22 protein-coding genes and 1 pseudogene are annotated in these 23,947 nt (G+C 47.5%); 17 read left to right on the forward strand and 6 right to left on the reverse strand.

Features of this window, described 5'->3' with window-relative positions; genetic code table 11:
- Nucleotides 1-288 precede the first annotated feature (288 nt).
- Nucleotides 289-708: a transglycosylase SLT domain-containing protein gene (locus WG89_RS17025; protein ID WP_062268305.1), complete on the reverse strand. Its 420-nt coding sequence runs from the start codon at nt 706-708 to the stop codon at nt 289-291.
- Between the two features lie 261 nt (nt 709-969).
- On the opposite strand from WG89_RS17025, the gene WG89_RS17030 reads away from it, so the two are divergent.
- The 13 genes from WG89_RS17030 to WG89_RS17085 all read left to right on the forward strand — a co-directional run bounded on the left by WG89_RS17030 (nt 970) and on the right by WG89_RS17085 (nt 13,612).
- Nucleotides 970-3,180, forward strand: coding sequence for a glycosyl hydrolase family 18 protein (locus tag WG89_RS17030; RefSeq protein ID WP_216638509.1), 2,211 nt, complete (start codon nt 970-972; stop codon nt 3,178-3,180).
- A 137-nt stretch (nt 3,181-3,317) separates the two neighbouring features.
- Nucleotides 3,318-4,448 carry an S-(hydroxymethyl)glutathione dehydrogenase/class III alcohol dehydrogenase gene (locus tag WG89_RS17035; RefSeq protein ID WP_062268310.1) on the forward strand — a complete coding sequence of 377 codons (1,131 nt, stop codon included), beginning with the start codon at nt 3,318-3,320 and terminating at the stop codon, nt 4,446-4,448.
- Entirely contained in the window at nt 4,438-5,310 is an 873-nt protein-coding gene (gene fghA, locus WG89_RS17040; RefSeq protein WP_281177708.1) for an S-formylglutathione hydrolase, read from the forward strand. The genes WG89_RS17035 and fghA overlap by 11 nt, the downstream gene beginning before the upstream one ends.
- A 248-nt stretch (nt 5,311-5,558) precedes the next feature.
- Complete coding sequence (locus WG89_RS17045; protein WP_062268312.1) at nt 5,559-5,837, forward strand: hypothetical protein; 279 nt, start codon at nt 5,559-5,561, stop codon at nt 5,835-5,837.
- Between the two features lie 163 nt (nt 5,838-6,000).
- Nucleotides 6,001-7,011 carry a tryptophan--tRNA ligase gene (locus WG89_RS17050; RefSeq protein ID WP_062268344.1) on the forward strand — a complete coding sequence of 337 codons (1,011 nt, stop codon included), beginning with the start codon at nt 6,001-6,003 and terminating at the stop codon, nt 7,009-7,011.
- A 191-nt stretch (nt 7,012-7,202) separates the two neighbouring features.
- A complete protein-coding gene (locus tag WG89_RS17055; protein WP_153301648.1) occupies nt 7,203-8,909 on the forward strand; it encodes a DNA/RNA non-specific endonuclease in 1,707 nt (568 codons plus the stop codon).
- A gap of 7 nt (nt 8,910-8,916) precedes the next feature.
- Nucleotides 8,917-9,375, forward strand: coding sequence for an immunity protein YezG family protein (locus WG89_RS17060; RefSeq protein WP_062268316.1), 459 nt, complete (start codon nt 8,917-8,919; stop codon nt 9,373-9,375).
- Between the two features lie 203 nt (nt 9,376-9,578).
- Nucleotides 9,579-9,737, forward strand: a complete 159-nt coding sequence (locus WG89_RS31235) for a DUF5993 family protein (RefSeq protein WP_172806838.1) — start codon at nt 9,579-9,581, stop codon at nt 9,735-9,737.
- Nucleotides 9,738-9,750: 13 nt separating this feature from the next.
- The gene (locus tag WG89_RS17065) at nt 9,751-10,335 is read left to right on the forward strand and encodes a disulfide bond formation protein B (protein ID WP_062268318.1); all 585 of its coding nucleotides are present in this window, start codon (nt 9,751-9,753) and stop codon (nt 10,333-10,335) included.
- Nucleotides 10,336-10,504: 169 nt separating this feature from the next.
- Nucleotides 10,505-11,728 (forward strand): protein kinase domain-containing protein, encoded by a 1,224-nt coding sequence (locus tag WG89_RS17070; RefSeq protein WP_153301649.1) that lies wholly within the window; start codon nt 10,505-10,507, stop codon nt 11,726-11,728.
- A 125-nt stretch (nt 11,729-11,853) separates the two neighbouring features.
- A complete protein-coding gene (locus WG89_RS17075) occupies nt 11,854-12,183 on the forward strand; it encodes a hypothetical protein (RefSeq protein ID WP_062268321.1) in 330 nt (109 codons plus the stop codon).
- 73 nt (nt 12,184-12,256) lie between these two features.
- Nucleotides 12,257-12,970, forward strand: a complete 714-nt coding sequence (locus WG89_RS17080; protein WP_079253886.1) for a HupE/UreJ family protein — start codon at nt 12,257-12,259, stop codon at nt 12,968-12,970.
- Nucleotides 12,971-12,982: 12 nt separating this feature from the next.
- A complete protein-coding gene (locus tag WG89_RS17085; RefSeq protein ID WP_062268323.1) occupies nt 12,983-13,612 on the forward strand; it encodes a hypothetical protein in 630 nt (209 codons plus the stop codon).
- A 100-nt stretch (nt 13,613-13,712) separates the two neighbouring features.
- Here the strand turns inward: WG89_RS17085 and WG89_RS17090 are convergent, their stop codons facing one another.
- The 3 genes from WG89_RS17090 to WG89_RS17100 all read right to left on the reverse strand — a co-directional run bounded on the left by WG89_RS17090 (nt 13,713) and on the right by WG89_RS17100 (nt 18,266).
- A complete protein-coding gene (locus WG89_RS17090; RefSeq protein ID WP_062268325.1) occupies nt 13,713-14,912 on the reverse strand; it encodes a hypothetical protein in 1,200 nt (399 codons plus the stop codon).
- Nucleotides 14,913-15,048: 136 nt separating this feature from the next.
- Nucleotides 15,049-16,545: a PhoPQ-activated pathogenicity-related family protein gene (locus tag WG89_RS17095; protein WP_062268327.1), complete on the reverse strand. Its 1,497-nt coding sequence runs from the start codon at nt 16,543-16,545 to the stop codon at nt 15,049-15,051.
- A 26-nt stretch (nt 16,546-16,571) separates the two neighbouring features.
- Nucleotides 16,572-18,266, reverse strand: a complete 1,695-nt coding sequence (locus WG89_RS17100; RefSeq protein WP_062268329.1) for an amidohydrolase family protein — start codon at nt 18,264-18,266, stop codon at nt 16,572-16,574.
- Between the two features lie 189 nt (nt 18,267-18,455).
- On the opposite strand from WG89_RS17100, the gene WG89_RS17105 reads away from it, so the two are divergent.
- From WG89_RS17105 to WG89_RS17120, 4 genes are all read left to right on the forward strand, one after another.
- Nucleotides 18,456-19,892 (forward strand): YfcC family protein, encoded by a 1,437-nt coding sequence (locus WG89_RS17105; protein ID WP_062268331.1) that lies wholly within the window; start codon nt 18,456-18,458, stop codon nt 19,890-19,892.
- A 122-nt stretch (nt 19,893-20,014) separates the two neighbouring features.
- Nucleotides 20,015-20,395, forward strand: a complete 381-nt coding sequence (locus WG89_RS17110; RefSeq protein WP_062268332.1) for a hypothetical protein — start codon at nt 20,015-20,017, stop codon at nt 20,393-20,395.
- Nucleotides 20,388-20,828: a YbaN family protein gene (locus WG89_RS17115; protein WP_062268334.1), complete on the forward strand. Its 441-nt coding sequence runs from the start codon at nt 20,388-20,390 to the stop codon at nt 20,826-20,828. The genes WG89_RS17110 and WG89_RS17115 overlap by 8 nt, the downstream gene beginning before the upstream one ends.
- A gap of 63 nt (nt 20,829-20,891) precedes the next feature.
- Nucleotides 20,892-21,266 carry a SpoIIAA family protein gene (locus WG89_RS17120; protein WP_062268336.1) on the forward strand — a complete coding sequence of 125 codons (375 nt, stop codon included), beginning with the start codon at nt 20,892-20,894 and terminating at the stop codon, nt 21,264-21,266.
- 18 nt (nt 21,267-21,284) lie between these two features.
- On the opposite strand, the gene WG89_RS17125 is transcribed toward WG89_RS17120, so the two are convergent.
- Together WG89_RS17125 and WG89_RS32190 are read right to left on the reverse strand one after the other, a co-directional pair.
- A complete protein-coding gene (locus tag WG89_RS17125; protein WP_062268338.1) occupies nt 21,285-23,252 on the reverse strand; it encodes a hypothetical protein in 1,968 nt (655 codons plus the stop codon).
- Nucleotides 23,253-23,835: 583 nt separating this feature from the next.
- Nucleotides 23,836-23,947: pseudogene (locus WG89_RS32190) on the reverse strand (IS5/IS1182 family transposase); the annotation flags it as partial.

Raw genomic sequence — 23,947 nt, forward strand, 5'->3', positions numbered from 1 at the left:
CCGTGATGCGCAAGCTGATACGTATAGCATTCAGCGTATGGCGTAGCCAAAAGACATTCGATATGGCTCAATATCATTCCCCCATTATGCAAAAAGCTATGCTGTCTGATTAAAGACCTAAGGCTCTTGCAGTGGAGAGTTTCTCACCGATGAGGCTCTAATTTCTTATGTAATTACTAAAAGCAGGTTGACAAGAAACATAGAGCCTCAGCCCGAACGGGTTTTGAGAGGGCTTCAACAAGGAAGTTTTCAGACAAGTCCTAATACGGTTCAATCAGGAAAGTTGAATCAGGCTTCACAGGTTCCATTATCCTGATAATAGCGATAAGGATTCCCTACCTTTTCCAGCAACTGGTTAATGTTGTCAAGCAACCGCTTTTTTTTCTTGCTCACCCAATAGACCTGATCTTCTTTATAGGGCTTTGAAGGAACTGCCTCGTTACCTGGGGCAAATACATTGATGCTGGTTATGCCGTGGGCTGAAACATGAATTTTGTTAGCATTGAGTGCTTCAACCACGTCTTTAAATGGAAGGATTTTTACCTCAACCCGGTACTGATGTTGTCTGGAAAGCTCAGCAAAAAAAGCCTGGTGGGCACAGGCAAAATCTTCGGGTGCTCCGATTCTTAGATGGGTAATCGTGGCGAACGAAGAGGAAGAGAACAACGTCAGGAAAAGAAACCAGTATCGAATGCGCAGCATTGGCATAGTGATTTGACCTGTGCAGAGTTCACATCTTTTAAACATACATGGATTGATTGGGATTCACACCCGGGATGTCGGGGAGATGTCTTCTTGAATTCAGGAAACAGTTCTCTTTTGGATTGTTTGGATATTGATCAGTGTCGCAATTTTACAATCAACCCTCCTGTACACTTGATAAATGAAAGCGATTTCATGCTAACGTAAAGTTTCTGTTTGAGAATTCAGTAAACACCCGTTCTGTCAGGGCTGACGGTGTGGTACCGGGTGAATAAAACCAACAATAACGAGGTACGACACATCATGAGAATGTCCTATTCGGGCAGACTTCTCACAGGTCTGCTGTTATCAGGAAGTGCATCTTTAGCCCTGGCTGCTCCGGCTAAGCCGGTTATTGCCTGGATGCCTGCAGGGCATGCTGCAGGAACGTCCATCAAGGTTCATTGGGACATGTGGTGGGGAGAGAATGGCACCGCATGGGTATTGAACGCCAACAATACTCAAGTCTGTTCAGGCTCACTGGTGGCAAATCCCAGCAAGGCTGCACAGAAGGCCTCCTGCAATATTTCACCGGACGCAGGCAACTATGACCTTCAAGTTATTCTCTCAAATGATACCGGTTCCACGACAAGTGACGTTAAAAAAATTGCAGTAACCGGTGGTACTACACCCACTCCGGATCCCGACCCAACACCGGACCCGGATCCCACTCCTGATCCCGATCCGACCCCTACTCCAGACCCTGATCCAACGCCTGATCCAGATCCAACGCCTGATCCAGATCCAACGCCTGATCCAGATCCTACCCCGGATCCCGATCCAACACCTGACCCTGATGTATCAGCACCTGCAAAGCCCGTAATTGCCTGGTTGGATGCCAGTCAGGATACAGGTGATGTGGAAGTTAAATGGGATATGTGGTGGGGCAGCAACGGTACCAGCTGGACTCTGGAGTCAAATGGCAACGAAGTGTGCGAAGGGACTCTGACTGCTAATGGTAACAGCGCCCAGAATGGCAAATGTACCGTGAACTTCACAGCAGGTAACTATGAGCTGCAGGTCATCCTGACCAATGCCGGTGGCTCAACCGGCAGTGACAAGAAAACCATCAATGTGGGTGGCGGCTCCGGTGGCGGAGGGGGTGGTAATGTCGGCAGTGGCGATACACCTTTGCCAACAGACTACAGTTCTGCCGGCTTGAGAAAGCATAAGCCTTATACCAACTCAACTAACTCCGTAGTGGGTGCTTACTTTGTTGAGTGGGGTATCTATGGCAGAGACTACCAGCCTGCCCAGATTCCGGCTTCCAATCTGACTCACCTGCTGTATGGGTTTGTGCCCATTTGTGGACCAAACGACAGTCTTCAGCAGGCCAATGCTAATGGTTACAGTGCCCTTCAACAGTCCTGTCAGGGTAAACAGGATTTTGAGGTCACTGTTCACGACAAGTTTGCGGCACTGGAAAAGAATTATACCGGTGATGTGTATGACCAGGACTACCGGGGTATCTTCAACCAGCTGCGCAGAATCAAGCTGGCTAATCCTGATCTGATCATTCTTCCTTCCGTAGGTGGCTGGACCCTTTCCGATCCTTTCTACTACCTGGATAACACGGCTAACCGTAAGGTCTTTGTAGATTCCGTTGTTGAGTTCCTGAAAACCTACACCTTCTTTGACGGTGTGGATATCGACTGGGAATACCCTGGCGGTGGCGGTGCTAACGGTTCACTGGGTAAAGATACTGACGGTGCAACCTATGTAGCCCTGATGAAAGAATTGAGAACGGCTTTCGATGCCCTGAGTGCTGAGACCGGTCGTACTTATGAAATCACCAGTGCTGTCGGTGCTGCACCTGCCAAGATCAATGCTGTGAACTACAACCAGGCCAGTCAGTACATGGATTACATCTTTGCCATGACTTATGACTACTACGGAGCCTGGAATGGTCAGCTGGGTCATCAGGCCGGTCTCTATCCGGGCGACAATGCCATCCATGATGGCTTCAGCGGTGATGAAACGGTGAACAACCTGGTTGCTGCAGGCGTTCCTGCCAACAAACTGGTACTGGGTGTTGCTATGTACGGCCGTGGCTGGAAAGGTGTTTCAGGAGTTTCTGGCAACAATCCATTCACAGGTACCGGTAATGGTGCCATCACCATGACCAGTGGTAACGGTCACTGGGAAGCCGGTGTCGTAGATTACTTCCGGGTAGTGAGCGAAATGCTCGGGGGTGATGCCAACGGCAGAGGTGTGAATGGCTGGACAGCCGGTTACGATGAAAAAGCTCAGGCTCCTTATGTCTGGAAGCCCAGCACCGGTGAACTCATCACTTATGAGAATGGCAAGTCAGCCAAGGTGAAAGCACAGTATGTTCGTCAGAATGGGCTGGCGGGTACTTTCTCCTGGGAAATTGATGCCGATAACGGTGACATTCTGAATGCCACCCATGAAGGACTGGGTCACTCTCCCAAGCAGTAATGCTCCAGTGGTTTGAGTAGCAAGAAATCCCGGCCCGGTGCCGGGATTTTCTATTTCTGAAGAGTCTGCTGATACATTTTTTCCAGAAGTGTATAAGATGTGGGCTACAACTACTCGAACGAACCGAGAGAGTCCTGATGACTGACAAGATGATCAAGTCCAGAGCCGCTGTTGCCTGGGGACCAGGAAAACCACTGACCATTGAGGAAGTGGATGTCATGCCTCCTCAGAAAGGTGAAGTGCTGGTCAGAATTGTAGCTACAGGTGTCTGTCATACCGATGCCTTTACCCTTTCCGGAGAAGACCCTGAAGGCGTATTTCCAGCCATTCTGGGTCATGAAGGTGGCGGTATTGTTGAAGCTGTGGGTGAAGGTGTCACCAGTGTTTCAGTAGGCGACCATGTCATTCCACTCTACACTCCGGAATGCGGTGAGTGTAAGTTCTGCACCTCTGGAAAAACGAACCTTTGCCAAAAGATCCGGGAAACCCAGGGTAAAGGTTTGATGCCTGACGGTACGACCCGTTTCTACAAAGATGGCGAGCCCATTTATCATTACATGGGAACCTCTACCTTTTCTGAATACACCGTTCTGCCTGAAATTTCCCTGGCCAAGGTCAATCCTGAAGCACCTCTGGAAGAAGTCTGCCTGCTGGGCTGTGGGGTAACGACTGGAATGGGCGCAGTGATGAATACTGCCAAGGTTCAGGAAGGCGATACCGTCGCTATTTTCGGTCTGGGCGGCATTGGTTTATCCGCTGTGATTGGTGCAGTAATGGCTAAAGCCAGTCGAATTATTGCCATTGATATCAATACTTCCAAGTTTGATCTGGCTAAACAGCTGGGCGCTACCGATTGCATCAATCCAAAGGATTTCGACAAGCCAATTCAGGAAGTGATTGTTGAAATGACCGATGGCGGCGTGGATTTCTCCTTTGAATGTATTGGTAATGTGGATGTAATGCGCTCTGCGCTGGAATGCTGCCACAAGGGTTGGGGTGAATCTGTCATCATTGGTGTTGCCGGTGCCGGTCAGGAGATCTCGACCCGTCCATTCCAGCTGGTAACAGGCCGGGTATGGCGTGGTACTGCGTTTGGTGGCGTTAAAGGCCGTTCTGAACTGCCAGGCATTGTTGAACAGTATCTGGCCGGTGAGTTCAAACTGAATGATTTCATCACTCACACCATGGGACTGAACGACATTAATCGTGCTTTTGATCTGATGCATGAGGGCAGAAGTATCCGCTCTGTAATTCATTATGACCAATAACATCCATAACCTGACCCTGAAAAAGGTCAGTGAGCAAAAGTGCTTTGATGGCTGGCACCGTCAATATTCACACTGGTCTGAAGTCCTCGGTTGCGAAATGCGGTTTGCGGTCTATCTTCCGCCCCATGTGGACAACGGTGAAGACGTTCCGGTGCTGTATTGGTTGTCTGGGCTGACCTGCACTGACGAAAACTTTATGCAGAAAGCCGGTGCCATGCGTCTGGCTTCTGATCTGGGAGTGGCTATTGTTGCTCCTGATACCAGCCCAAGAGGGGAAGGTGTACCCGATGATCCCGAAGGGCAATACGATTTAGGGCTGGGTGCAGGCTTTTATGTCAATGCCACCCAGGCCCCCTGGAATCAGCACTACAGAATGTATGATTATGTGGTGGAAGAGTTACCGGGACTGATTGAAAAACATTTTCCAGTTTCGGAAAAACGTTCCATCAGCGGGCACTCCATGGGCGGACATGGCGCTATGGTGATTGCCCTGCGTAATCCTGAACGATTCTCTTCTGTGTCGGCTTTTTGTCCGATCAGCCATCCAACGGATTGCTCCTGGGGTCACAAGGCATTTGGTGCATACCTGGGCGATGATCAGTCAGCTTGGAAAGCCTATGACTCGGTGGAGTTGCTAAAGCAGTCGGATGCCAGCAATCCCCTGCCCATTCTGGTGGATCAGGGCGATGCTGATGGCTTCCTGACAGAACAGTTGAAGCCGGAGTCATTGCTGCAGGCCTCTGCCGAAAGTGGTTATCCACTGTCGTTAAGAATGCAGTCAGGCTACGACCATAGCTACTACTTTATTGCCAGCTTTATAGAGGATCATCTGCGTTTTCATGCAGAGCATCTGGCGGGTTAATAAAGGCATGCAGTCATCAAGCTTTTGATGGCTGCATGATTGTTTTTCTTCGTTTCTGATCATTTAGTAAACAAAATGGATAATGTGTGTCAGTAGTCTGTAATGTAGATCTCTAGCAGAAGTAAGACGGTTCTAAGTTTTTATTGTCAGAGAGTAGAGAGGTGTAAACCCGTTTGAAGATGGCTCTGTAAAGCGAGACTCTAGGGCTGTGACTAAAGCACAGCCTAATTGAACAAGGAGTTCCTCTCATGAAAAAACTGGCCACATTTGCTCTCTCAGCCCTGTTTGCTTCTGCCTCATTTGCGGGTGTTGGCGCTTGGGGTGGTAATCAACTTTCCGTGATTACCGATGCTAATACCCCGGTAGAAGTGACCAATACCGCAGGGAAGGTTTTGGCTTCAGGTACAACCAATGAATATGGCCGGGTTAAGTTCGATATTGCCAACACTCAAGTGGTCAATATCAAAGCAGGTGATGAAACCAAAACATTCCTGTACAAGACTCTGCATGACGCCGCTACCCGATAGACTCCTGGAGTGCGGGTTTCCCCCGCACTTTGACCTTTCCCCCAATCTTTATGGCTCAGTCTCCGCCTGCGGTTGAGCTACCTGCCTTGCCTCTTCTATAATGCCGCCTTCCAGTTTTCAGTGAAGTGCCCATTGCCACTTCATGAGGCCCATGAGTGACCCCATGACAAAGACCAAAGTATTAACCGGTATCACCACCACAGGTACGCCGCACCTGGGCAACTATGTGGGTGCTATCCGACCTGCGATTGAAGAGAGCCGTGACGAAAACATCCAGTCCTATCTGTTTCTGGCGGACTATCATGCCCTGATCAAGGGTCGTGATCCCAAGCGCATTCACCAGTCCGGGCTGGAAATTGCAGCTACCTGGCTGGCTCTGGGTCTGGATACCGATCGTGTCACCTTTTATCGTCAGTCCGACATTCCCCAAATCATGGAGCTGAACTGGATTGTGGGCTGTATGACCGCCAAAGGTCTGATGAACCGAGCTCATGCCTACAAAGCGTCAACTCAGGCCAACCAGGAAGCCGGAGAGTCTGACCTGGACAAAGGTGTCCTGATGGGGCTGTTCAACTACCCGATTCTGATGGCGGCAGACATTCTGATGTTTAACGCCAACCGTGTACCCGTGGGTCGCGATCAGGTTCAGCATCTGGAAATGGCTCGTGATATTGCTGGTCGAATGAACCACCACTACAAGACTAAGTTTGTCCTGCCAGAAGCTGTAGTGGGTGAGAACACTGCCGTGCTGAATGGTCTTGACGGTCGCAAGATGAGCAAGAGCTACGACAACACGATTCCACTGTTTGTCCCTGAGAAAAAACTGCTCAAACTGATCCGCAAGATCAAAACCAACTCTCTGGAGCCCGGTGAACCAAAAGATCCGGAAACCTGCACCCTGTTTCAGATCTTCTCGGCTTTTGCCAATGAAGACGAAGTAGCTGCCAAGCGTAAGCAGTACCAAGAAGGTGCAGGTTGGGGTGACCTGAAAAATGAACTCTTTGAGTACATCAACAATGTTCTCACTGAGCCTCGCGAACGTTACAACGCACTGATGGCTGACCCGGCCTTCATCGAAGCTGAACTGAGAAAAGGTGCTGAAAAAGCTCGTGCTGAAGCGGCTCCTTTCCTGCAGGACATTCGTAAAAAAGTGGGCATCAGCCCCTTTGCCTGATTCCCTCCCCTGGACAGCCAGCCTTTGAGCTGGCTGTCATCCCATAGCTTCAAACAGCCGTTTATATCTGGAACGTCAATCCAAAAGACGCTACTATCCTGACAACAAAAAAACGACGCTCTTGAAATAACAATTCTAATAACGAGGGTGAAATCAACAATTTAGGAAAGAAGTCGCCAGAGGAGTTTGGCGTGTCTGCACGGAATAGCGTTCACTTACAAATATCGAGTATTCAGGGAGACCAGTTCGTTCTCACTGATCAGCACTCCCATTTCAGCTTTGAAAAGCTTGAGTTTAGTACCGGGCACGAAGCCTGGGACTTTATGTCTGGCCTGAAGGACAGCCATGCAATTCAAAACCAGCTGAAAGATTACCTCTCAGAAAAATCCTACCATCAGAAACCAGGCGGTATGCTTCTGCAAAATGCCATTGCCAATGGTGATCTGAAGGTTTTTGTCACTCATAAAGACCAGAGACGAAATCTTGAGAAAATCGAAAAGCTTTATGACCAGATCAAGCTGAAACTGAACCAAATCATTGCCAGTGAAAAAGCAGAAGCTGCGGTGATCGACAAGAAATACCAGGCAATGAGTTCAGCTGAGCAGAAAGCGGCTCATGCCGGAAGCTTTGGTAAAGGTTTAGCGGACGCGGGCATATCTTTTCTGATCTGGGTGAAGGACGTTGTCGAAGTTGTGGCTCCGCCCTTTAAATTGATCCGGAAGGTTATTGCTTATCACGATACTCCCTATGATGGCTCAGTCTTTGACTGGATAGAGAAATCCGAGCAGAACTATAGGGAAGGCGAATATAAGGAGCTGGTAGAGGCTCTGGGTTTTGATCCACAAAAGATCAATATTGATGACTTCAAGCAGGCCTGGGAGATAGCCCAGATCATCTGGGATGATGAGAAATGTCATTTCCTGCTGGTTCAATTCTCAAAAGACTACTACAAAGCCCAGCACCCATTGGAAGCCAGTGAGTTTGTTGGGGGAGCAGCCTTTGAAGTATTGCTCACCATCCTGCTGATTCTGACAACAGCCGGAGCAGGTGCTGTCGCAAATGTGGCCAGCAAAGGCAGACTGGTCAGGCAAATGGGTCAACTGGGTGATCTCTTCAGGGATCTGGCTCGACTCAAGAAAACTGTCCACAAGCAATCCCCTAAAAAGCCAATGCGCAGTCGTTTATCTGGGGATATGACGAAAGATTTGCCTGCGGATGATCGGCCTGCTCCGGTGGCTTCTGAGCCGCCGAAGGGGGATAGTAAGCAATCATCATCAAGTGAGCCTAACAAAGGCAAATTATCGTTTGCCAAAAAGAGTGATTCCTCTAAACAAACGCAGACTCTATCGACTGAAAAGAAAGTAGTTGAGTTAGATGCAGGTAAGTCTTCGGGCAAGAGAGGGGTGAAGGGAACATGGCACGAGCAGCTTGAGAACCCGGAACCGAACACTGTTTACAAAGTAACTTCATATCATGATGGTGTCCCTGCTACTTACACGTATGAAACTGATAGTCAGGGCCGTACAGTCAAGGTCACAGGAAAACTGAAGAAATCAGCCATCACAGCTCAAAAGGAAAGAGATAAGCTTCATAGGAATACCACAACACAAAGTAAGTATGGTGGAGATGATCCTGACTATGATGGTGGTCATCTGATTGGTACTCTTTTCCAAGGACCTGCTGAGAAGGTTAACCTGGTTCCACAGCTCAAGAACCAAAACCGTCATGGGGAGTGGCGGCAGATGGAAAAGGAGTGGGCTAAAGAGTTAGACAAAGGAAGAGAGGTTGAAGTAGAAATACTTGTAAAGTATCAAGAAGGAACAGGTACTCCAGAAATTATGTATAGTAATTATTCAGTGGATAATGGTCCAATCACTGAAAGAGAATTTAGGAACTGAGGTTAGTATGTTTGATAACATTGATGATATTTACAATCATATCGGTCAGTCTATGTTTGAGGCGATTTCGGATGAATGGTCGCGAGCTTGGCTTGTTGCTGTTATGGAAAAGCCTGGAAGTTCAATTAGTTTTGTACAGCAATTCATAAGCTCGTCAGGTGATGTAAAAAATTATAGTGTAAATAAACGAGATGGACAGCCTTACGACTCCAAAGTTTCTGATGCTTTCTATGATTTATATAATTTGATGAAAGGCAGTAGCAAGGAAAGTCCATGGAATAAAGCTCGTTTTGAAGTTACTTCCGAAGGTGATTTTGAGGTGAACTTTAAATTTGATGAAGATTTTTCGTGGTATAAGTCGCTTGATATAGACAGTGAAGAGTATGACAATTTGGATATAGATATAATCAACCAGATCAAGAGCTGGGAAGGACTACCAGAGGAAGCTCCTCGATATTGGAAATAAAAAAATTCAAATGGTCCGAGCTTACAGTAGTCTGATTGACGCCTTTTCTAACTGCATGCCTCGGGATATCTACAGCATTTCCCTGTAATCCCGAGCCATTACCAGCCCTACAATAATCCAGTATCCTGAAGTCCGTCTTAAGACGAAGTCTCCACAGAAAGCTATCCTCACTCAAGCTGGCCCTGAAGCGAGGAACTCCGAAAATGCCTTATGCTTTGCTGTCTTTTATCTTCATACTGCTTGCGGTCATTGTCGCCTGGTTCAATCGCCGGTGGGGAGTGGCTTGTTTCAGCATTTCACTCGCTCTGATTGCGCTGGTTTTTCTGCATCATATTACTGATCACCTGCAAATCTATCTGTAGGGAGGGGCGGGTGATGAGTGAGCGCAGAAAGATTAATAATTTTGTGAAGTGTGCCAGTGGTCTGGAAGTGCTGGCTGTTTGTCTTCTGCTGACAGCTGCATTCTGGTTTCAGTTTGTGATGCACGAGCTGCCTTGTCCGCTCTGTATACTACAGCGGCAGGGTATATTGGCCATTGCTTCAGGGTTCCTGTTGAACATGAGGTACCATGTTCGTCCCAGTCATTACAGTTTGTCTTTGCTAGCTGCGACGTTGACGAGTTTTATTGCTTTAAGACAAATCGCGCTGCATGTGACAACCCCTCAAGGTTATGGCTCTGCATTTCTTGGGCTGCATATGTACACATGGGTCTATATCTTGTGTTCTGTTTCCATCATCTACATCGCGATTGTTATTGGCTATTCCAAGCAGTTTGAGCTGCATGCTTACAAAGATGAGGTATCCGAGGCTCGTGACCCAAGAATCCGGATGTTTTCCCACATAGCCTTTGTTCTTCTGGTCTTTTTGATTGCAGCTAATATCTTCTCGATATTCTTTGAGTGTGGACTGGAACAATGTCCTGATAACCCTGTTCGCTATCTGGTGTATGGCAGGCTTTGATTGAGCTGATGGTAAGCCCATATGGACGCTCTCTCTTCGTGCTTCTTTGCCGATAGTACTATGTGATGGAAAGGCTGACTTCAGGAGAGGGAGACTCCAGGTGGGTAAAATAAGAGGAGACGGAAAGTCACAGAGCTTGTTTATTCCCTCTGAGGAAAGCAGGGATAAAATGAAATCCTCTTCACAGAAGCTAGGGGTCTCTGTGGCTGAGCTTGCTGAAACGGAAGAAGGGCTGAGGCTCAGAACCACGAATAAAGACATTAATAAGTCCTTTCGACAGCGAAATATTGACCAGCATAAAGAAGGCCAGGCTTCAGGGCAGAAAACTATTGGCAAAAATATCGACTGTGGCATTCAGGTAAAAGTCATTGTTCCAGGCATTAAGCTCGAGTTCAGGGACACCGCAAAGAGTGTTCATTGCGATGATGATCTCGGGAATCCAGTGACCTGTCGGGAGGATGCCGAGCAATCTTCAGTGTGTCTGGCGTCGGGTTCCAATGGTTGTGTGGTGGGATGCAAAATCAGTGGGATGGAAGCTGTTGCCAAGCGAAGCTACTGTTTTATCGACCCTGATGATGGCAAACCCATTTATTCTGATGCGAACGGCATTATCCGGGAAGCCGGTGTTTTAACCGGACTTGAGCAACATGCGAGAGATCATCCGGGCTTTATCAATATTGTGCCTTTCATGGGGGCTGGAGTAACGTCATCAGGGGAGCCGCTGATCTTTCTGGAGAAGGCTGATAACAGTCTGGAGCGTCAATTATCCAAAGGGGCTTTGAGTCTCAGCCAGCTTTCAGATCTGGGACAGGATCTCTTTTCCGGTTTAGCTTGCATGAGTTCTCTAAACCTGGTGCATCAGGACATTAAACCTGCCAACCTTCTATTGAAAGGCCAGACTTTATGGGTTGCTGACTTTGGCGAGACAACTTCGAAAACAGGATTTGCTTCAAGCGGAATAGATGGGGTGGTTCTGGCTGATAATGAGCGAGTAGCCGGAACTCGGGAGATTAAGCCATTTCATGCCACCTTTGAACCGCCCTTGCCTGCCAGTGACATTTGGGCATCAGGATTAACGTTACTGACCATGCTGGATCCACAGAAAATGCTGGACTCCGACCGGGCTTTTCTCAATCAATTTCATTCTTTTCCGTTCGATCAATTACCCTACATCCAGTTGAGTGAAGAGCAGCAGCAACAGCTTCGAGAACAAATTCATGGTCACTTAGACAGCTTTCTGGAAGAGTCTCTGAAAGGGGATGATGCTCGATTTATACCTGCATTGGCTGATTTCTTTTATCAGGTATTTGAACCTGACTGCAATCAAAGGATCTCTGCACATGATGCTGCCAGAGCATTAAAAATGTATCAGAAAACCATCTTTCGTCACTGACTTCACCAGCTACCTTCCTCCAGGCTTTTAGCTGGGCTCTCAGCTCTTCAGCTTCCAGGGTAATTGCATGCCCATGGTCAACTGAGTAGACTGATGCGACAGCTTCAAATAAAAAATGATTTAGCATGAAATGGATCGTGGTTCTGGTGGTTATTCTCAGCATGTTGGGTACAGGCATTTCAGCCAATACTCATCTTTATGCTGTTGAGCACCATGAGCATCATGGCATGCACACTCATTTCTCTGACGCTGCTGATTATCTGGCTGACACTGGCTATGACCAGTCTGGCGGCTACGAACACACTCATTTCAGCCTGATGGCGCTTCTCTACGAGAGCAGCCCTGAACTGCAGGCAATGAATAATGTTTATGCATCTGCTTATCAGCCGGCTCTGACCAGCCTTCAGTATGCACCTCCCATACCCCCACCGACCCGTTCTCAATTTCTGGCGTAATTGCCTTTTCAATCTGTTTTAAATCCATCAGCAAAGGCTGCGGATAGCCTTTGGTTTGAAAAAGAGAAAACCTATGAGAACTGCTTTTTTTAATGGCAGGTGGTGGCTGTGTCTGGCGATAGCCTGCTTTTTTGGGCTGGGATCAGGCAGCCTGCTTGCCCATGGTGTCACGGTGGGGGATCAGGGGTATATCCAGGAAATCTCCGGGGTGAACCTGATTCCTTATACCTATCTTGGGGCCAAGCACATGGTGACCGGTTACGATCACCTGCTGTTTCTGTTTGGTGTCGTGTTTTTCCTTTACCGTCTGAAGCATATCGGACTTTATGTCACTCTGTTTGCTATCGGTCACTCCAGTACGTTACTGCTGGGTGTCTTCTTTGATATTCCTGCCAACGCCTATCTGATTGACGCCATCATTGGCTTGTCGGTTGTTTATAAAGCGCTGGACAACATGGGAGCTTACCAAAGATGGTTTGGGTTTCAGCCCAATACCAAAGTGGCCACTCTTGTATTTGGTTTATTCCACGGTTTCGGTCTTGCCACCAAGATTCAGGCATTTGATATGGATCCCGATGGGTTATTGCCAAACCTTATCGCGTTCAATGTCGGGGTGGAGCTGGGTCAGTTACTGGCATTGTCGGCGATTCTGATTTTCATGGGTTTCTGGCGTAAAACCGCCTCTTTTTACCGTCAGGCATACAACACCAATGTGTTGTTAATGACGGTGGGATTTTTGCTCACCGGTTATCAGTTCGCCGGATATTTCATCTCAGCTACTCAGTAAACAGGAATTCTTATGTATAACGCACCCAAACCTGATACCAGTGAATTACCGACCAACCGCCAGCTTCTGAAATCCACTGGCTTAGCCATAGTTGTGGCTGCTGTCCTGTTGGTAACGGTTGTCATGCCTGCTGAATACGGCGTGGACCCAACGGGTCTTGGACGAACCATGGGTTTAACTGAAATGGGAGAGATTAAAGAGCAGCTTGCGAGTGAAGCCAGTGAAGAGGAAGCGCAGCCGGTAGTAGAAAAGGTAGTGGTTCAGGAAACAGTTAAGGCTGAGCCTCAACCGTTGCCAGAGCCCGCTGTTGTTGAACAGCCTGAACTCCGGAAAGAGTCCATTTCATTTACTTTGAAACCCGGTCAGGCCATAGAGTACAAACTGACTATGAATAAGGATGAGCAGGTCCAGTACCTCTGGCAGGTAGATTCCGGTCATGTGAACTTTGATACCCACGCCGACAACAAGGAGATCAGTTATTTTGGTTATGGCAAAGGCAGAAAGGTCACCAAAGACAGTGGGACTTTAACCGCTGAGTTTGACGGTAAGCACGGCTGGTTCTGGCGTAACCGCTCCAGAGAAACGGTGACTTTGACCTTGAACGTTGAAGGTGAGTTTAGCGACGCTGTTCGGGTTTTATAAGTTTTTTAACAGGCTAAGGGGGTAACCAGGTTCTCAGTATCCCAGAGTATGGAATTGTTAATGTTTTCTATATCTTGAGCAACTGGGAATCTCCCTGACATCAATCCGGTAAATTTTCATCTACCGACCAGACTTCTTCACAGAAATCGATAGCTTCACTGCACTCTGGTTCAGGTGCTGAATGGTGAGGTGGGGTGACCACCTCCTCTGCAGGCGAATACATTTGATCGGCAAGTACAACGGCATCCAATGCTAGTGAGGGTGGTGGAGCTTGGGGAGCAGCCTCGGGAGACAAGACTTCAAGTTGCAAAAAGGAGCCAGAGTTCACAGAGTCTGATACAGCATGGGCCTGAAAAAGATAATGTTCAAAGTGAGAGTGTTCAGTAGGAGAAGGAGAGGGAGGGTATTCAAATCCCACCAGAGAGAGACTCTTTCTCAGAGGAGTCGTTCTGGAAGTGGGGTGGGTAGGGGCACTGCAGAAACCAAAGCAACCGGCATTGCCTGACAGAATGCTAATGTCTGAGTAAGGTGAAGGAGACCTTAAAGGAAGGCTTTTTGGTATGACCAGTTTGGTTTTTGTCCCTTCCAAACTATAAAGTTCGGACCTGGTCGACAATACGGGGGAAGCTTTCTGGTCAGGTGAGGCCAGTTCTAAATGAGGGTCAACAGGGTCATTGTAAAAGGTATCTTTTGAAGTGCTGCACCAGCAGGAGAAAAGATGCCTTTGCATCCACTTCCAGAGTTTGAAAGACCATCCAGGATCATCTCCACCATCCCCATTCGGGTTGGAAGAGAATTCGGTAGATATTGAGTTAACAGGCTGACTATTAGAATAGCTACGAAGTACAACAGAACGGTTGTATGGATCCTGCATGGGATCCAGTAATCGAAGATCGACCAGAGTTTGAATACCTTTCCTTTCCTCTGGGAATTTAATGCTAATTCCTCTTTTTCTTTCTGGCTTTACGATCAAATAAAGGATAGGGGAATCTTGAGGCTCAACCGTTTTAATCCTGAATGAATCGAGATCAATGGACTCAGAGACGTACAGTAATAACGGATTTTCGCTGAGAATAAGAGTACAGCCTTGTTCTGCAAGAAGGGCCAATTTGCCAAGATCATATTCAGGATAAAGTGTGAAGAGACAGTCAGAACTTGTATTGGCATAGCTCAAAGACAGCAGGTAAATAGCTATCGCTGAAAGTGCTCTGTTTTCTTCCAGGAGTGTTGCCTCTGTTGGTGGTATCAGCAGATGGAAATTAAGGAAAGCCAATAACAACAATACAAACTTTGACTTCATTATCTTTTTAGTGATTAAAAATCCTCATTTATATATAGCATACTGACAGTACAGTGAATTCTTAAAATTGAAGCCGGATTGTTATCCAGAGCATAAGAACAACCGGCCTGCTTCAGAATTGGAGAGTGCTTCAGAACTATTCAGGGTATTTATCCGGAGTAACAAACACACGAGTGGTAAACGACAGATCCCGGTAGGGAGGGTTCGGATAGATCAGCTCGACAAAACTGGCGTTCCAGCCTTTTTCCGGCTTTGTCAGGGAGATATTTGCCCGGCAACTGTCCTTGCAATGAAAGCTCAGAGGCTCTGGCTTGAATCGAGTCACAGCGGGGTTATCCGGACTGGTTCTGAAATCACGTGCCTCGGGGTTCTCAGCACTCCAGAGTTTCATAGCTTTGGGTGGCAGAGAGGAGATGACCTTCAATTTTTCATCGCTAACGTCCCAGTTGATAGTGGGCATGGGCCGGTCTTCGATTATGGCTCCGTAAAAAGACTCCACCGTTGCACTCACCAGAGATCGATCCATTTTAACAATGTAATGGCGAAGGTCGGGCAGGAATCGAATCCATTTGTCTCCTCTCAGGTCGTCAAAATAAAAACGACTGGAGTCGGGTAGAAAAAAGTCATCGCCCGTGGCATTAATGATGTACTTTGGCATGGTCAGTTGCGGCAGGTACGAGTAGGGGTCGACCACCTCCATCAGTTGCGTCAGGGGCTTTGTCCCAATGGTGGGCATAAGTGAGTAATAGTCTTTCACAGCCGGTGCCCAGCGTTTGTAACTGTTGTAGTGGTGTCGCATGCTGTCTTGCAGGTTCAGAACGTCAATCACCATAGGTGCTATGGCTGATACCCTGTTATCCATGGCCGCTGTCAGCCAGACAGTCCAGCCCCGTTTTGACCCACCTGACAGGACAAAATGGTCGACTTTCACCTTCTGACTTTTCATGAAAGCCTGAGCCGTATCCATAGCTCTGATACTGGCCTTGACCATGGGTAAACGCAGCGGCCAGTTATAGTTTTTCTGTGGATTCTCTATGAACTTTTTCCAGGTGTAAGCCACCAAGGCGTCTTCTTTCAGAGGAGGCTGATTGCCAAATTGCAGAAACTGATTGGGGATATCTTTCAGATCCACCACAACGGATTCGGTCTGAGCTGCAATGTGAGGAAACAGCAAGTCATCATTCGGCCCTTTGTTCTTCACCTCGTAGCCGTCAGGTTGGTGGATCGTACCGCCGTTAATGTAGAGCAAGGCACTGTCAGCACTGATTTTTTCCGGGACATAGATCATCATCCGATGCTGCCATACCGGATCAGAAACCTTGTCCTCTTCGGCTACTGTCCAGCGAAGAGACTGCATTTGAAGGGCATAAGCTTTTACCTTTACTTTTCTACCATCCAATTCAACGGTTTCGTCGGTGACTGACTCTTTTTGCCAGTGATAATGGTTGTCTTTCTTCTCCAGATAACAGGGCAGCACATCACTAAAGTGTTTGCCCAGGTAAGACGCTGCGCAATTGTCCGGTATAACTTTGAGATGCTCTCTGGCATAAACCTGACTGTTCAGAATCAGAAGACAGAAACAGATCAATGCCAGAACGTTGATGAGTGACTTCGAGAAATATGCTTTTGTCATTTAGTGGGTCTTTTTTTCTGCAAGTTTCATAGCTGTCTGGAGTATTGTTGCAACAGTATTTTCTGTTGAAAATCTTCGTTGCTGATGAACTCGGCCAGCTTTAATTCATGGTCTCGCTGGAGTCTCGCCTTGGTATTACTGCTAACAAAGTTATTGCAGGCTTCTGAGTCAAGATCAAGGCAGGCTGTTACTCTTTGTTGATATCGCGCACTGGGATCGCCCTTAACCCAGAGACTCTGACCGGGAAGAAAGCTGAATTCCAGACTGTTACGCGCGAACTCAATAATCTGGTCAAAGGATAAAAGAATGCTGTTAGTGGTCTGATCAGGGCTGAAGCCATAGACAGCTTCCACGAACTGACTGGTGAGGTCTACTTTCAGAATACCAGGGTCGTCAGTTGCCAGAGTGACGGCGATCTTGTTACCGGCATAGACGGGGAAGGGGTGCTTTTCTTTGGGGCCAATGCCATTCAGTCTCTGATTGCTGGTGAAAGGAATTTCTATAGCAATGTCTTGCTTGAGCATGATGTCCAGCAGTTCTGCACTGCAATTGGCGTATTCTTCATTACCAGTACTGGACAATTTCAGGCAGTCCTGCGCCATGAGGCTGAGTCCGTGGCCTATTCGATTGGGTTGTACCATCTGGATGGCGTTGGCCAAAGTTGTGCGATAGTAAAAATCCTCAACGGTAGCCTTGACCAGCTCCCCGGCATGGAGGCTGATATGATTACTTACCAGGGGATAACTGTTGTTGTTTTTCAGGAAGCTCAGCATCTTCATATGGCTGAGATAATCATTCAGCGCTGTCTCGTTGTTTTCCGGTCCGACTATATTGATGCCCAGAACCTGAGGGTCATTGCTGGAGAGGCTTTGCTGAGCTAATTCAAAAGCAAAGATCATCTGTGCATAAACCCGGGGCAGGGTATCGGTCCGATGAATTTCGTGAAGAAATCTGACCGTGACTGAACAGGCAGCCTGAGCAGGTTTAGCTGCACACTTTAAATGGTCGTCAGAAACCTTAAGGGCATTGGCGACCTCTTTGGCTGCAAGCTGTAGCTGGGTTTGAAAAGCGGGCAGGGCAACCAGTTTGGCACGGAAATCTTCCAGACTGCTGGTGCTGTCCGGGTCAGGTGCTGGGAAATCGTTGATCAGGGCAAATAATTGATCCGGCCCGGTGGCTTCGTTCCAGTAAATCATCGATTCCAGGTAGGTAAGCCCGTCAACAGCTGCTTTTTCACGAATGAATGAAACAAAGTCGGCATCTACCCCATCAAACAGGGCCGCAACCAGGGGAAAGTAATTGAAGAAGTGCCAGTTACGAACCTGGGTGGTGTCTGAACTATCAGGCACTCTAAGTTGTTTGATCAGGCTTTCACGGTTTTCTTCCTGGTCAACATATTCCTTAACCGTCTGCAGAGAACCTTCACACTCGGCGAAGTGCTGGCTGGCATCAATGCAAAGCTTTCGCTCTATCGCAATATCAATGATTTCCTTGGGCTCAATGGCTCCCATAAGGTGATGATGGAGGTTGCCGCCCTTTGGCAACTGATTCATAAATGCCTGAAGAGCAGGGCGATGATTACGAATATGATCAAAGTAACTGCTGGTCTGCTGAAAAGCTTCATTGAGATAGAAGCTCTTGGGTAGAGAGGCAGAAAAACTGCTGCTTGTGACAAAGAGCAGTACGAGCAGAAGGGGGCGAAAAATAAAACGTAAGCTCATATTTGGTCGGCGACTGATACAAGGAAAAAAAGAGTATAGATAGAAATCAGAGCATCCATTGATGGGGTGAAATTTTAGGTTCCCTGCCAAATGTGCATACTTTTTGCTTTACCTCTTTAAAAGCTGACCTTTAAGTCAGAAAAAAAGCTGACGCCGTGTTGGCAAGAACAATAACAAGAGGTAACTGTTATGAATTCATCGACTTTAGCCGTGTCGAGAAGTCCGGAAAAAAAACGATTCGAGTTTCCTGATATCTATATCATCCTGCTCTTCTTTATTGTTCTGGTGGGCGTGCTCAGCTGGTTTATTCCGGCAGGCCAATATGAGAGAGAGACGTTGGCTAATGGTCGGGAGAGCGTTGTTCCAGGCTCATATCAACAGATAGAGCAGACGCCTGTTGGTCCAATGGACATTATTGAAGCCATTCCAGCCGGAATAGAAGGTGCAGCTGCGGTTGTAGTTCTGACACTGTTGGTTGGTGGTGCTGTTATTGTGCTCCAGCGCATTGGCGTGGTCGACATGGGTATTAATCTGTTGCTGCAGAGGATTGGCTCTAGAACTGAACTCATGATTCCGATTCTGGTGCTTGTTTTTGGTGCAATAGCGGCCTTTATTGGAACGCCAGAACTGTCGCTGGCTTACATACCGATCATTCTGCCCCTTATGTTAAGGCTGGGCTATGATTCCATGACGGCTGCAGCAACAGCCATTATGCCTTGTACATTGGGCTTTGCCTTTGGAATAACAGCACCTACAACGGTGGGTATTGGTCATCTTATTACGGGTCTGCCAATGTTTTCCGGCGCCGGATACCGTGTGATGTTTTGGGCCATTATCATGTTCAGTACCACTGTTTTTATTTTGCGTTATGCAAGACGTGTGAAGGCCTCGCCTGCTTCCAGCAGTATGTATGTTGATGATCAGAAATTAAGGCAGGAACTGCTATCAGAAGAAACGACACCGGCTGACCATCAGTACAGCACTTCACTGAAGCTGGCAGGTATTGTCACTTTGATGATGTTTATAGGGATAGTGGCTGCCATCATCATCTTTGGTCTGGGTTTTAATGCGATCTCGGGACTTTTTCTGACCATGGCGGTTATTGCTTCACTGATAGCGGGTCGATCAGGCAACCAGATTTGTGCCGATTTTAATGATGCCATGAAGGTAATGCTGCCCGGAGCCATTATCAGTGGTGTGGCCCGTGGCGTTTCCGTCACGCTGGAGGCCGGTAACACTATGGATACTCTGGTTTTTTATCTGGCTACTCTTATCAGTCAGTTGCCTGAATGGGCCATGGCTGTGGGTGTTGTGATCAGTCAGACATCCCTGAATTTCCTGATACCCGCTGGTTCAGGTCAAATGCTGGTGACTTTGCCGGTGTTAAGCCCGGTTGCTGAACTGGTGGGTATGAATCAGCAGGTGCTGGTGTGGTCTTCCAATGTGGCTGACGGGATTTCCAATATATTCTTTCCAACCAGTGGCTACTTCATAGCTGCGCTGGTTGCCGCCAGAGTGGATTACATCCGCTGGATTCGGTTCTACACACCCTTCTTTATTTTTACACTGGGAGTGGCGAGTTTTGGGGCCGTAGTGGCGAATGCCATAGACTATGGTCCTTTTTAGGGAGGGGGTGCACTGTGACAGTGCCTGATAACCAATATTTGGCTGCATTTGTGTGATTAACCGCCCTGAGCCAAAAAAAAGAGTTACTATAGTCAGGCACGTTATCTTGGAAGATTTTACCTATGTCGTTAAAAGCCCCTGCCCTACTCCTGCTGGCTCTTTTGCTGGGCGGTTGTTCCACTTTGGGCTGGAAAGTGGGGGATATGGCCAAAATCCACTTTGATCTCAATGAGCTCAACAAGGATGGCCTGCGTGGGAGTGGTGAGAACATGACCGCCGTGTCCTACGAGTTCTGTGTACCCGACAAGATAGAGTATGTTGACCAGGTGATGGTCATTGATCCAACACTGGTGGTGTATCGGGATTCTCCGGGCAAAATCCAGTGTCAAAAGGGAGAGTATCTGGCCATAGGGGATACCAACCAGCTGGATTATTACGAAGTTCTGAGAAAACTGGCAGAGCTGGATTATGTAAAGAGTATTCAGGAAGCCACGTTTGAGTAAGAGTAAAGAATCCCTGATGTCAGAGACTGTAGAAACTGAGGAAAACTCTTTACTGGTCAGAAACCCTTTGCTGAGGAGTCTGTACCAGGGGCTGGCGGTGCTTTGCATTCTTTTAGGTATCATTGGTGCTGTATTGCCGCTCATGCCCACCACGGTCTTTTTACTGATGGCGGTCTGGCTGAGTGTCAGATCTTCGCCAAAGCTGAATGCGTGGCTGCTTGGACATCCTAAATTTGGTCCGGTGTTGAGGGAGTATCTTCATGATCGGGCACTGTCGCCCAAAATAGGCTATCGGGCTTTAGCAGTGTTATGGTTAGGAATAAGTATTTCAATCTGGCTGGTTCCACCGATAGCCCTGAAGGTTCTGCTGGGAGTGATTGCATTGGCTGTCAGCAGTTATTTGCTGGTTCTCATGCGCAGGTATCAGCAGTAAGCGACAGTGATACCTTTATCCATTGATATATGGAATCAATGTGCACGGTAAAAGGAGTGACTTATGATCAAGCTGTTACCCATGCCTGCAGATTACCTGGTAGGTATAGAGGTTAAAGGTAAAATCGAGAAAGATGACATTTTGCCTCTGATTCAGTCGATCAGGCCCAAGTTTGAAAAGCATGAGAAAATTGCCGTCTATGTTGAGCTGGCAGAATGGGAAGGCATTTCTCTCGCAGCTCTCTGGGAAGATCTGAAGTTTGGTCTGCCCCACGTCAGAGCCGTGAGCAAAAAGGCGGTGGTGACCGAAAATAAATGGCTGACTCATGCCGTTGAGTGGGCTGACATGCTGTTTCCCGGAGTAGAAGCCAAAACCTTCCCGCTGCATGAAAAGGAACAGGCGCTGGAATGGTTGATGATTCAGGACGATGAGGACTGAAACTCGTCAGCGTTGTTATTACTTCGATTGCATTTCCATACCTTCCGTTTGAATGGTTTTGCTGGTGCTTCTACTGACCAGTATGCAGGCTGCTGTAAGAAAAACTACGGGAGTAAGGATAATGGCCACTCCTCCAGAGACTATGCCAGCAATAGCCCCTGCAGAGAGAGAAAAAGCTGACGGGCAGACATTATTCAAACTGCTGTCGCCAAAAGTGCACATAAGAGATGGAGGCGTCGTCAAGCAGCTGCCACTGGCAGTGTTTGGCATAAAAGGTTCCGAGGGCGTCAGGCTAGCGGGCAACCGGGTTCGGTAAAAGGCTTCGGTAACAGGAGTGAATTGCAGTCGAGCTATTTGTCGGCTTCCTCTCATGGCCACATGAAGGTTGCTCTCTTCGTTGTCTGTTTCTATAAATACGGCGCTGACAGGTTGGCTCAAGCCTGGAAACTCATTGGCAGTGAAACGAGTTTTCTCTGAAAAAGATGAACCATTCCACTCTAGTAAAACAATGGCATTGGAATCTGTATATAACAGGGCGAACTCATTACGGCTGGGATGACGAATCACTTGGGACAAACCGCAAAGGTTCATTTCCTGAGGGCTTTCAGGCCAACTTGCAAGGACTTCTCCAGCAGGGTTGAAGAGATAGAGTCTCTGCTCACGTAAGTCGGTGACCAGGAACTCTCTGCTGCTATCGTTCAGAAATTTCACGCTGGAAGCATTGCGGAAAGAGGGATGACAGATTTCATTGCAGTCGGCCGGCTGGCAGATATTCTCTTCTATGTCCTCCATAACAGAACAGACAGTGGCTGTACTGGATCGTTTATTAATAGTGACTGAAAAATTACTGTTATTAACATCCAGCAGTTCCGGATCTTTTTCGGTGTAATCCAGAGTTTCCTTGACTCTGAAGTGCTCTCTATCCAATCTGGATGAGTCATTCTTTTGAAACACCAGGGTATTGAGCTCACTATTAAAGGTGTCTGTCACCAGTAGACAGTTCTGAGTAGCAGAAACAGCAATGTCTTCTCCCTTGCTGGGGTAGTCAAAGTTACAGGTTCGGGTAGAACACTTGCTACGACATTCCGCTGAACTGGAGCAATCAAAGGCGTTGGGGCCAAGACAGGGAATGCTGCAGGTTCTTGGACTGCCCCCAAACCCCTGCCGTCTGAACAGATCTGCAAAGTCATCCTGGGCTGAGCTATCGGGAGCGGCCGAATTGCAGGTCGAATTGGAGGGCTGGTGAGTCAGGACATAACCATTTTTCTGCACTCCTACAAAGAAGTCATCTCCTGAACTGATGGCAGTGATACGGCCCAGACCGTCACCTTCCTGCCAGCCTCGAGCTTCTAAAAAAGTTTGTGTTTGTTCGTCGATGACGTCGAGATCTGTTGAAATGGCGCAGGTGAGTGAATCAAAGTTGCCCTGACCGGTCAGACTGTACTCCTGATAACCGTTGGTGGTATCGCCATCGTCACTGGTGACCCAAGCCAGGTATTCATTATTGCGGGTGGCCGATAAGGAGTACGGAGCTTCGGGCAGTTGAAGTGAGCCGCCGTATCGCCAGCCCGAACTGGCCTGTTTGGTTTGCCAGGCAGGGGGGCGCACGCCTATCCCTGATAATTGTGTCTGCCATTCCTGTGATGTACCTCCTGCAATGGTCAGCAGACCTTCATGCAGCCAGTAATCACAACTGTTTTCACCGGGCGTGAACTCAAGGGTCAGCTGTGTGCATCCATTATTGGTGGTCTGCCTGTCTTCTGTTAGAAAGAAGGGCCCTGATACTGTTACGGGAGTCTGGCCAATTGAGGGGCAAATAGTGATCTGTCTTGTTTCTTTTGATCCTGAAACGACTTGACCAAATGTGATATGCGCCATGCCATTTTCATCTATTCCGGTACCATCAAAGATAGTGCTTGAAGCGGTAGCTAAAGGTATAACAAGAGCAAGATAAATCAGGTTTAAATAAACTAATCGGATGGCCATATTATCTCCAGTGAATATTAACTAACTTTAATAAGAAGACGTTGACCTGTTAGCTAATTATTAGAAGAAAGCTTTTTGCTCGTTAACTAACTGCGCTGAAGAAAATAGGAAATTTGTTTTATTGATTTTTATGATGGTAGTGTTGTCTATAGAGATAAGCTCAATATAGGCTAGTATGACCTGGTAGTCAGGGTTTGATTATTACCCTCGGCTTGTTTGTTTTGAATGCGAATTAACGTTAATTGATTCTTTTAGTTTAAAGCCAGCAGACTTTTAAAAGCTGTTAATCTGGATGGCCTATGAAGAGTATTCTTTTTTTTCTGTCTTTTTTGATTGTGCAAAGTGCAGCTGCCTCTTCCCTTTTCAGCTACTGGTCTCACTTTGGCGATGTGCCTCTTTATAAAGAAAATCAGCAACAACAAATAATAAGAACCATTAATATCTGTAAAAGTGATACTAGGGAACCTGCGAATAACCTCTAATTTACTTCCCTTCTTGAATCGAGTTCGAAGTAGGACTGAAATCAGAGGTCTCAACCCCTTATTTGTATGATATTTAGCCACTTTCGTGACTTCAGGGCGGACTAACCCTGTGCCCGGATCATTTGATCCAGTCGAACAATATTCGCCAGGGCAAATAAAGTAGACAGTTTATTGTCATTCTTCTTCAAACCTCGATACCTGGCTTTTATAAAT

The organism is Endozoicomonas arenosclerae (genome assembly GCF_001562015.1).
In the GTDB taxonomy this organism is placed as follows: domain Bacteria; phylum Pseudomonadota; class Gammaproteobacteria; order Pseudomonadales; family Endozoicomonadaceae; genus Endozoicomonas_A; species Endozoicomonas_A arenosclerae.

Excerpts from the sequence above, each read along its gene's own strand:
- WG89_RS17025 (WP_062268305.1), bottom strand. The coding sequence starts at position 708 with ATGCCAATGCTGCGCATTCGATACTGGTTTCTTTTCCTGACGTTGTTC.
- WG89_RS17035 (WP_062268310.1), top strand. The coding sequence starts at position 3,318 with ATGACTGACAAGATGATCAAGTCCAGAGCCGCTGTTGCCTGGGGACCA.
- fghA (WP_281177708.1), top strand. The coding sequence starts at position 4,438 with ATGACCAATAACATCCATAACCTGACCCTGAAAAAGGTCAGTGAGCAA.
- WG89_RS17045 (WP_062268312.1), top strand. The coding sequence starts at position 5,559 with ATGAAAAAACTGGCCACATTTGCTCTCTCAGCCCTGTTTGCTTCTGCC.
- WG89_RS17050 (WP_062268344.1), top strand. The coding sequence starts at position 6,001 with ATGACAAAGACCAAAGTATTAACCGGTATCACCACCACAGGTACGCCG.
- WG89_RS17060 (WP_062268316.1), top strand. The coding sequence starts at position 8,917 with ATGTTTGATAACATTGATGATATTTACAATCATATCGGTCAGTCTATG.
- WG89_RS31235 (WP_172806838.1), top strand. The coding sequence starts at position 9,579 with ATGCCTTATGCTTTGCTGTCTTTTATCTTCATACTGCTTGCGGTCATT.
- WG89_RS17065 (WP_062268318.1), top strand. The coding sequence starts at position 9,751 with ATGAGTGAGCGCAGAAAGATTAATAATTTTGTGAAGTGTGCCAGTGGT.
- WG89_RS17070 (WP_153301649.1), top strand. The coding sequence starts at position 10,505 with ATGAAATCCTCTTCACAGAAGCTAGGGGTCTCTGTGGCTGAGCTTGCT.
- WG89_RS17075 (WP_062268321.1), top strand. The coding sequence starts at position 11,854 with ATGAAATGGATCGTGGTTCTGGTGGTTATTCTCAGCATGTTGGGTACA.
- WG89_RS17080 (WP_079253886.1), top strand. The coding sequence starts at position 12,257 with ATGAGAACTGCTTTTTTTAATGGCAGGTGGTGGCTGTGTCTGGCGATA.
- WG89_RS17085 (WP_062268323.1), top strand. The coding sequence starts at position 12,983 with ATGTATAACGCACCCAAACCTGATACCAGTGAATTACCGACCAACCGC.
- WG89_RS17090 (WP_062268325.1), bottom strand. The coding sequence starts at position 14,912 with ATGAAGTCAAAGTTTGTATTGTTGTTATTGGCTTTCCTTAATTTCCAT.
- WG89_RS17095 (WP_062268327.1), bottom strand. The coding sequence starts at position 16,545 with ATGACAAAAGCATATTTCTCGAAGTCACTCATCAACGTTCTGGCATTG.
- WG89_RS17100 (WP_062268329.1), bottom strand. The coding sequence starts at position 18,266 with ATGAGCTTACGTTTTATTTTTCGCCCCCTTCTGCTCGTACTGCTCTTT.
- WG89_RS17105 (WP_062268331.1), top strand. The coding sequence starts at position 18,456 with ATGAATTCATCGACTTTAGCCGTGTCGAGAAGTCCGGAAAAAAAACGA.
- WG89_RS17110 (WP_062268332.1), top strand. The coding sequence starts at position 20,015 with ATGTCGTTAAAAGCCCCTGCCCTACTCCTGCTGGCTCTTTTGCTGGGC.
- WG89_RS17120 (WP_062268336.1), top strand. The coding sequence starts at position 20,892 with ATGATCAAGCTGTTACCCATGCCTGCAGATTACCTGGTAGGTATAGAG.
- WG89_RS17125 (WP_062268338.1), bottom strand. The coding sequence starts at position 23,252 with ATGGCCATCCGATTAGTTTATTTAAACCTGATTTATCTTGCTCTTGTT.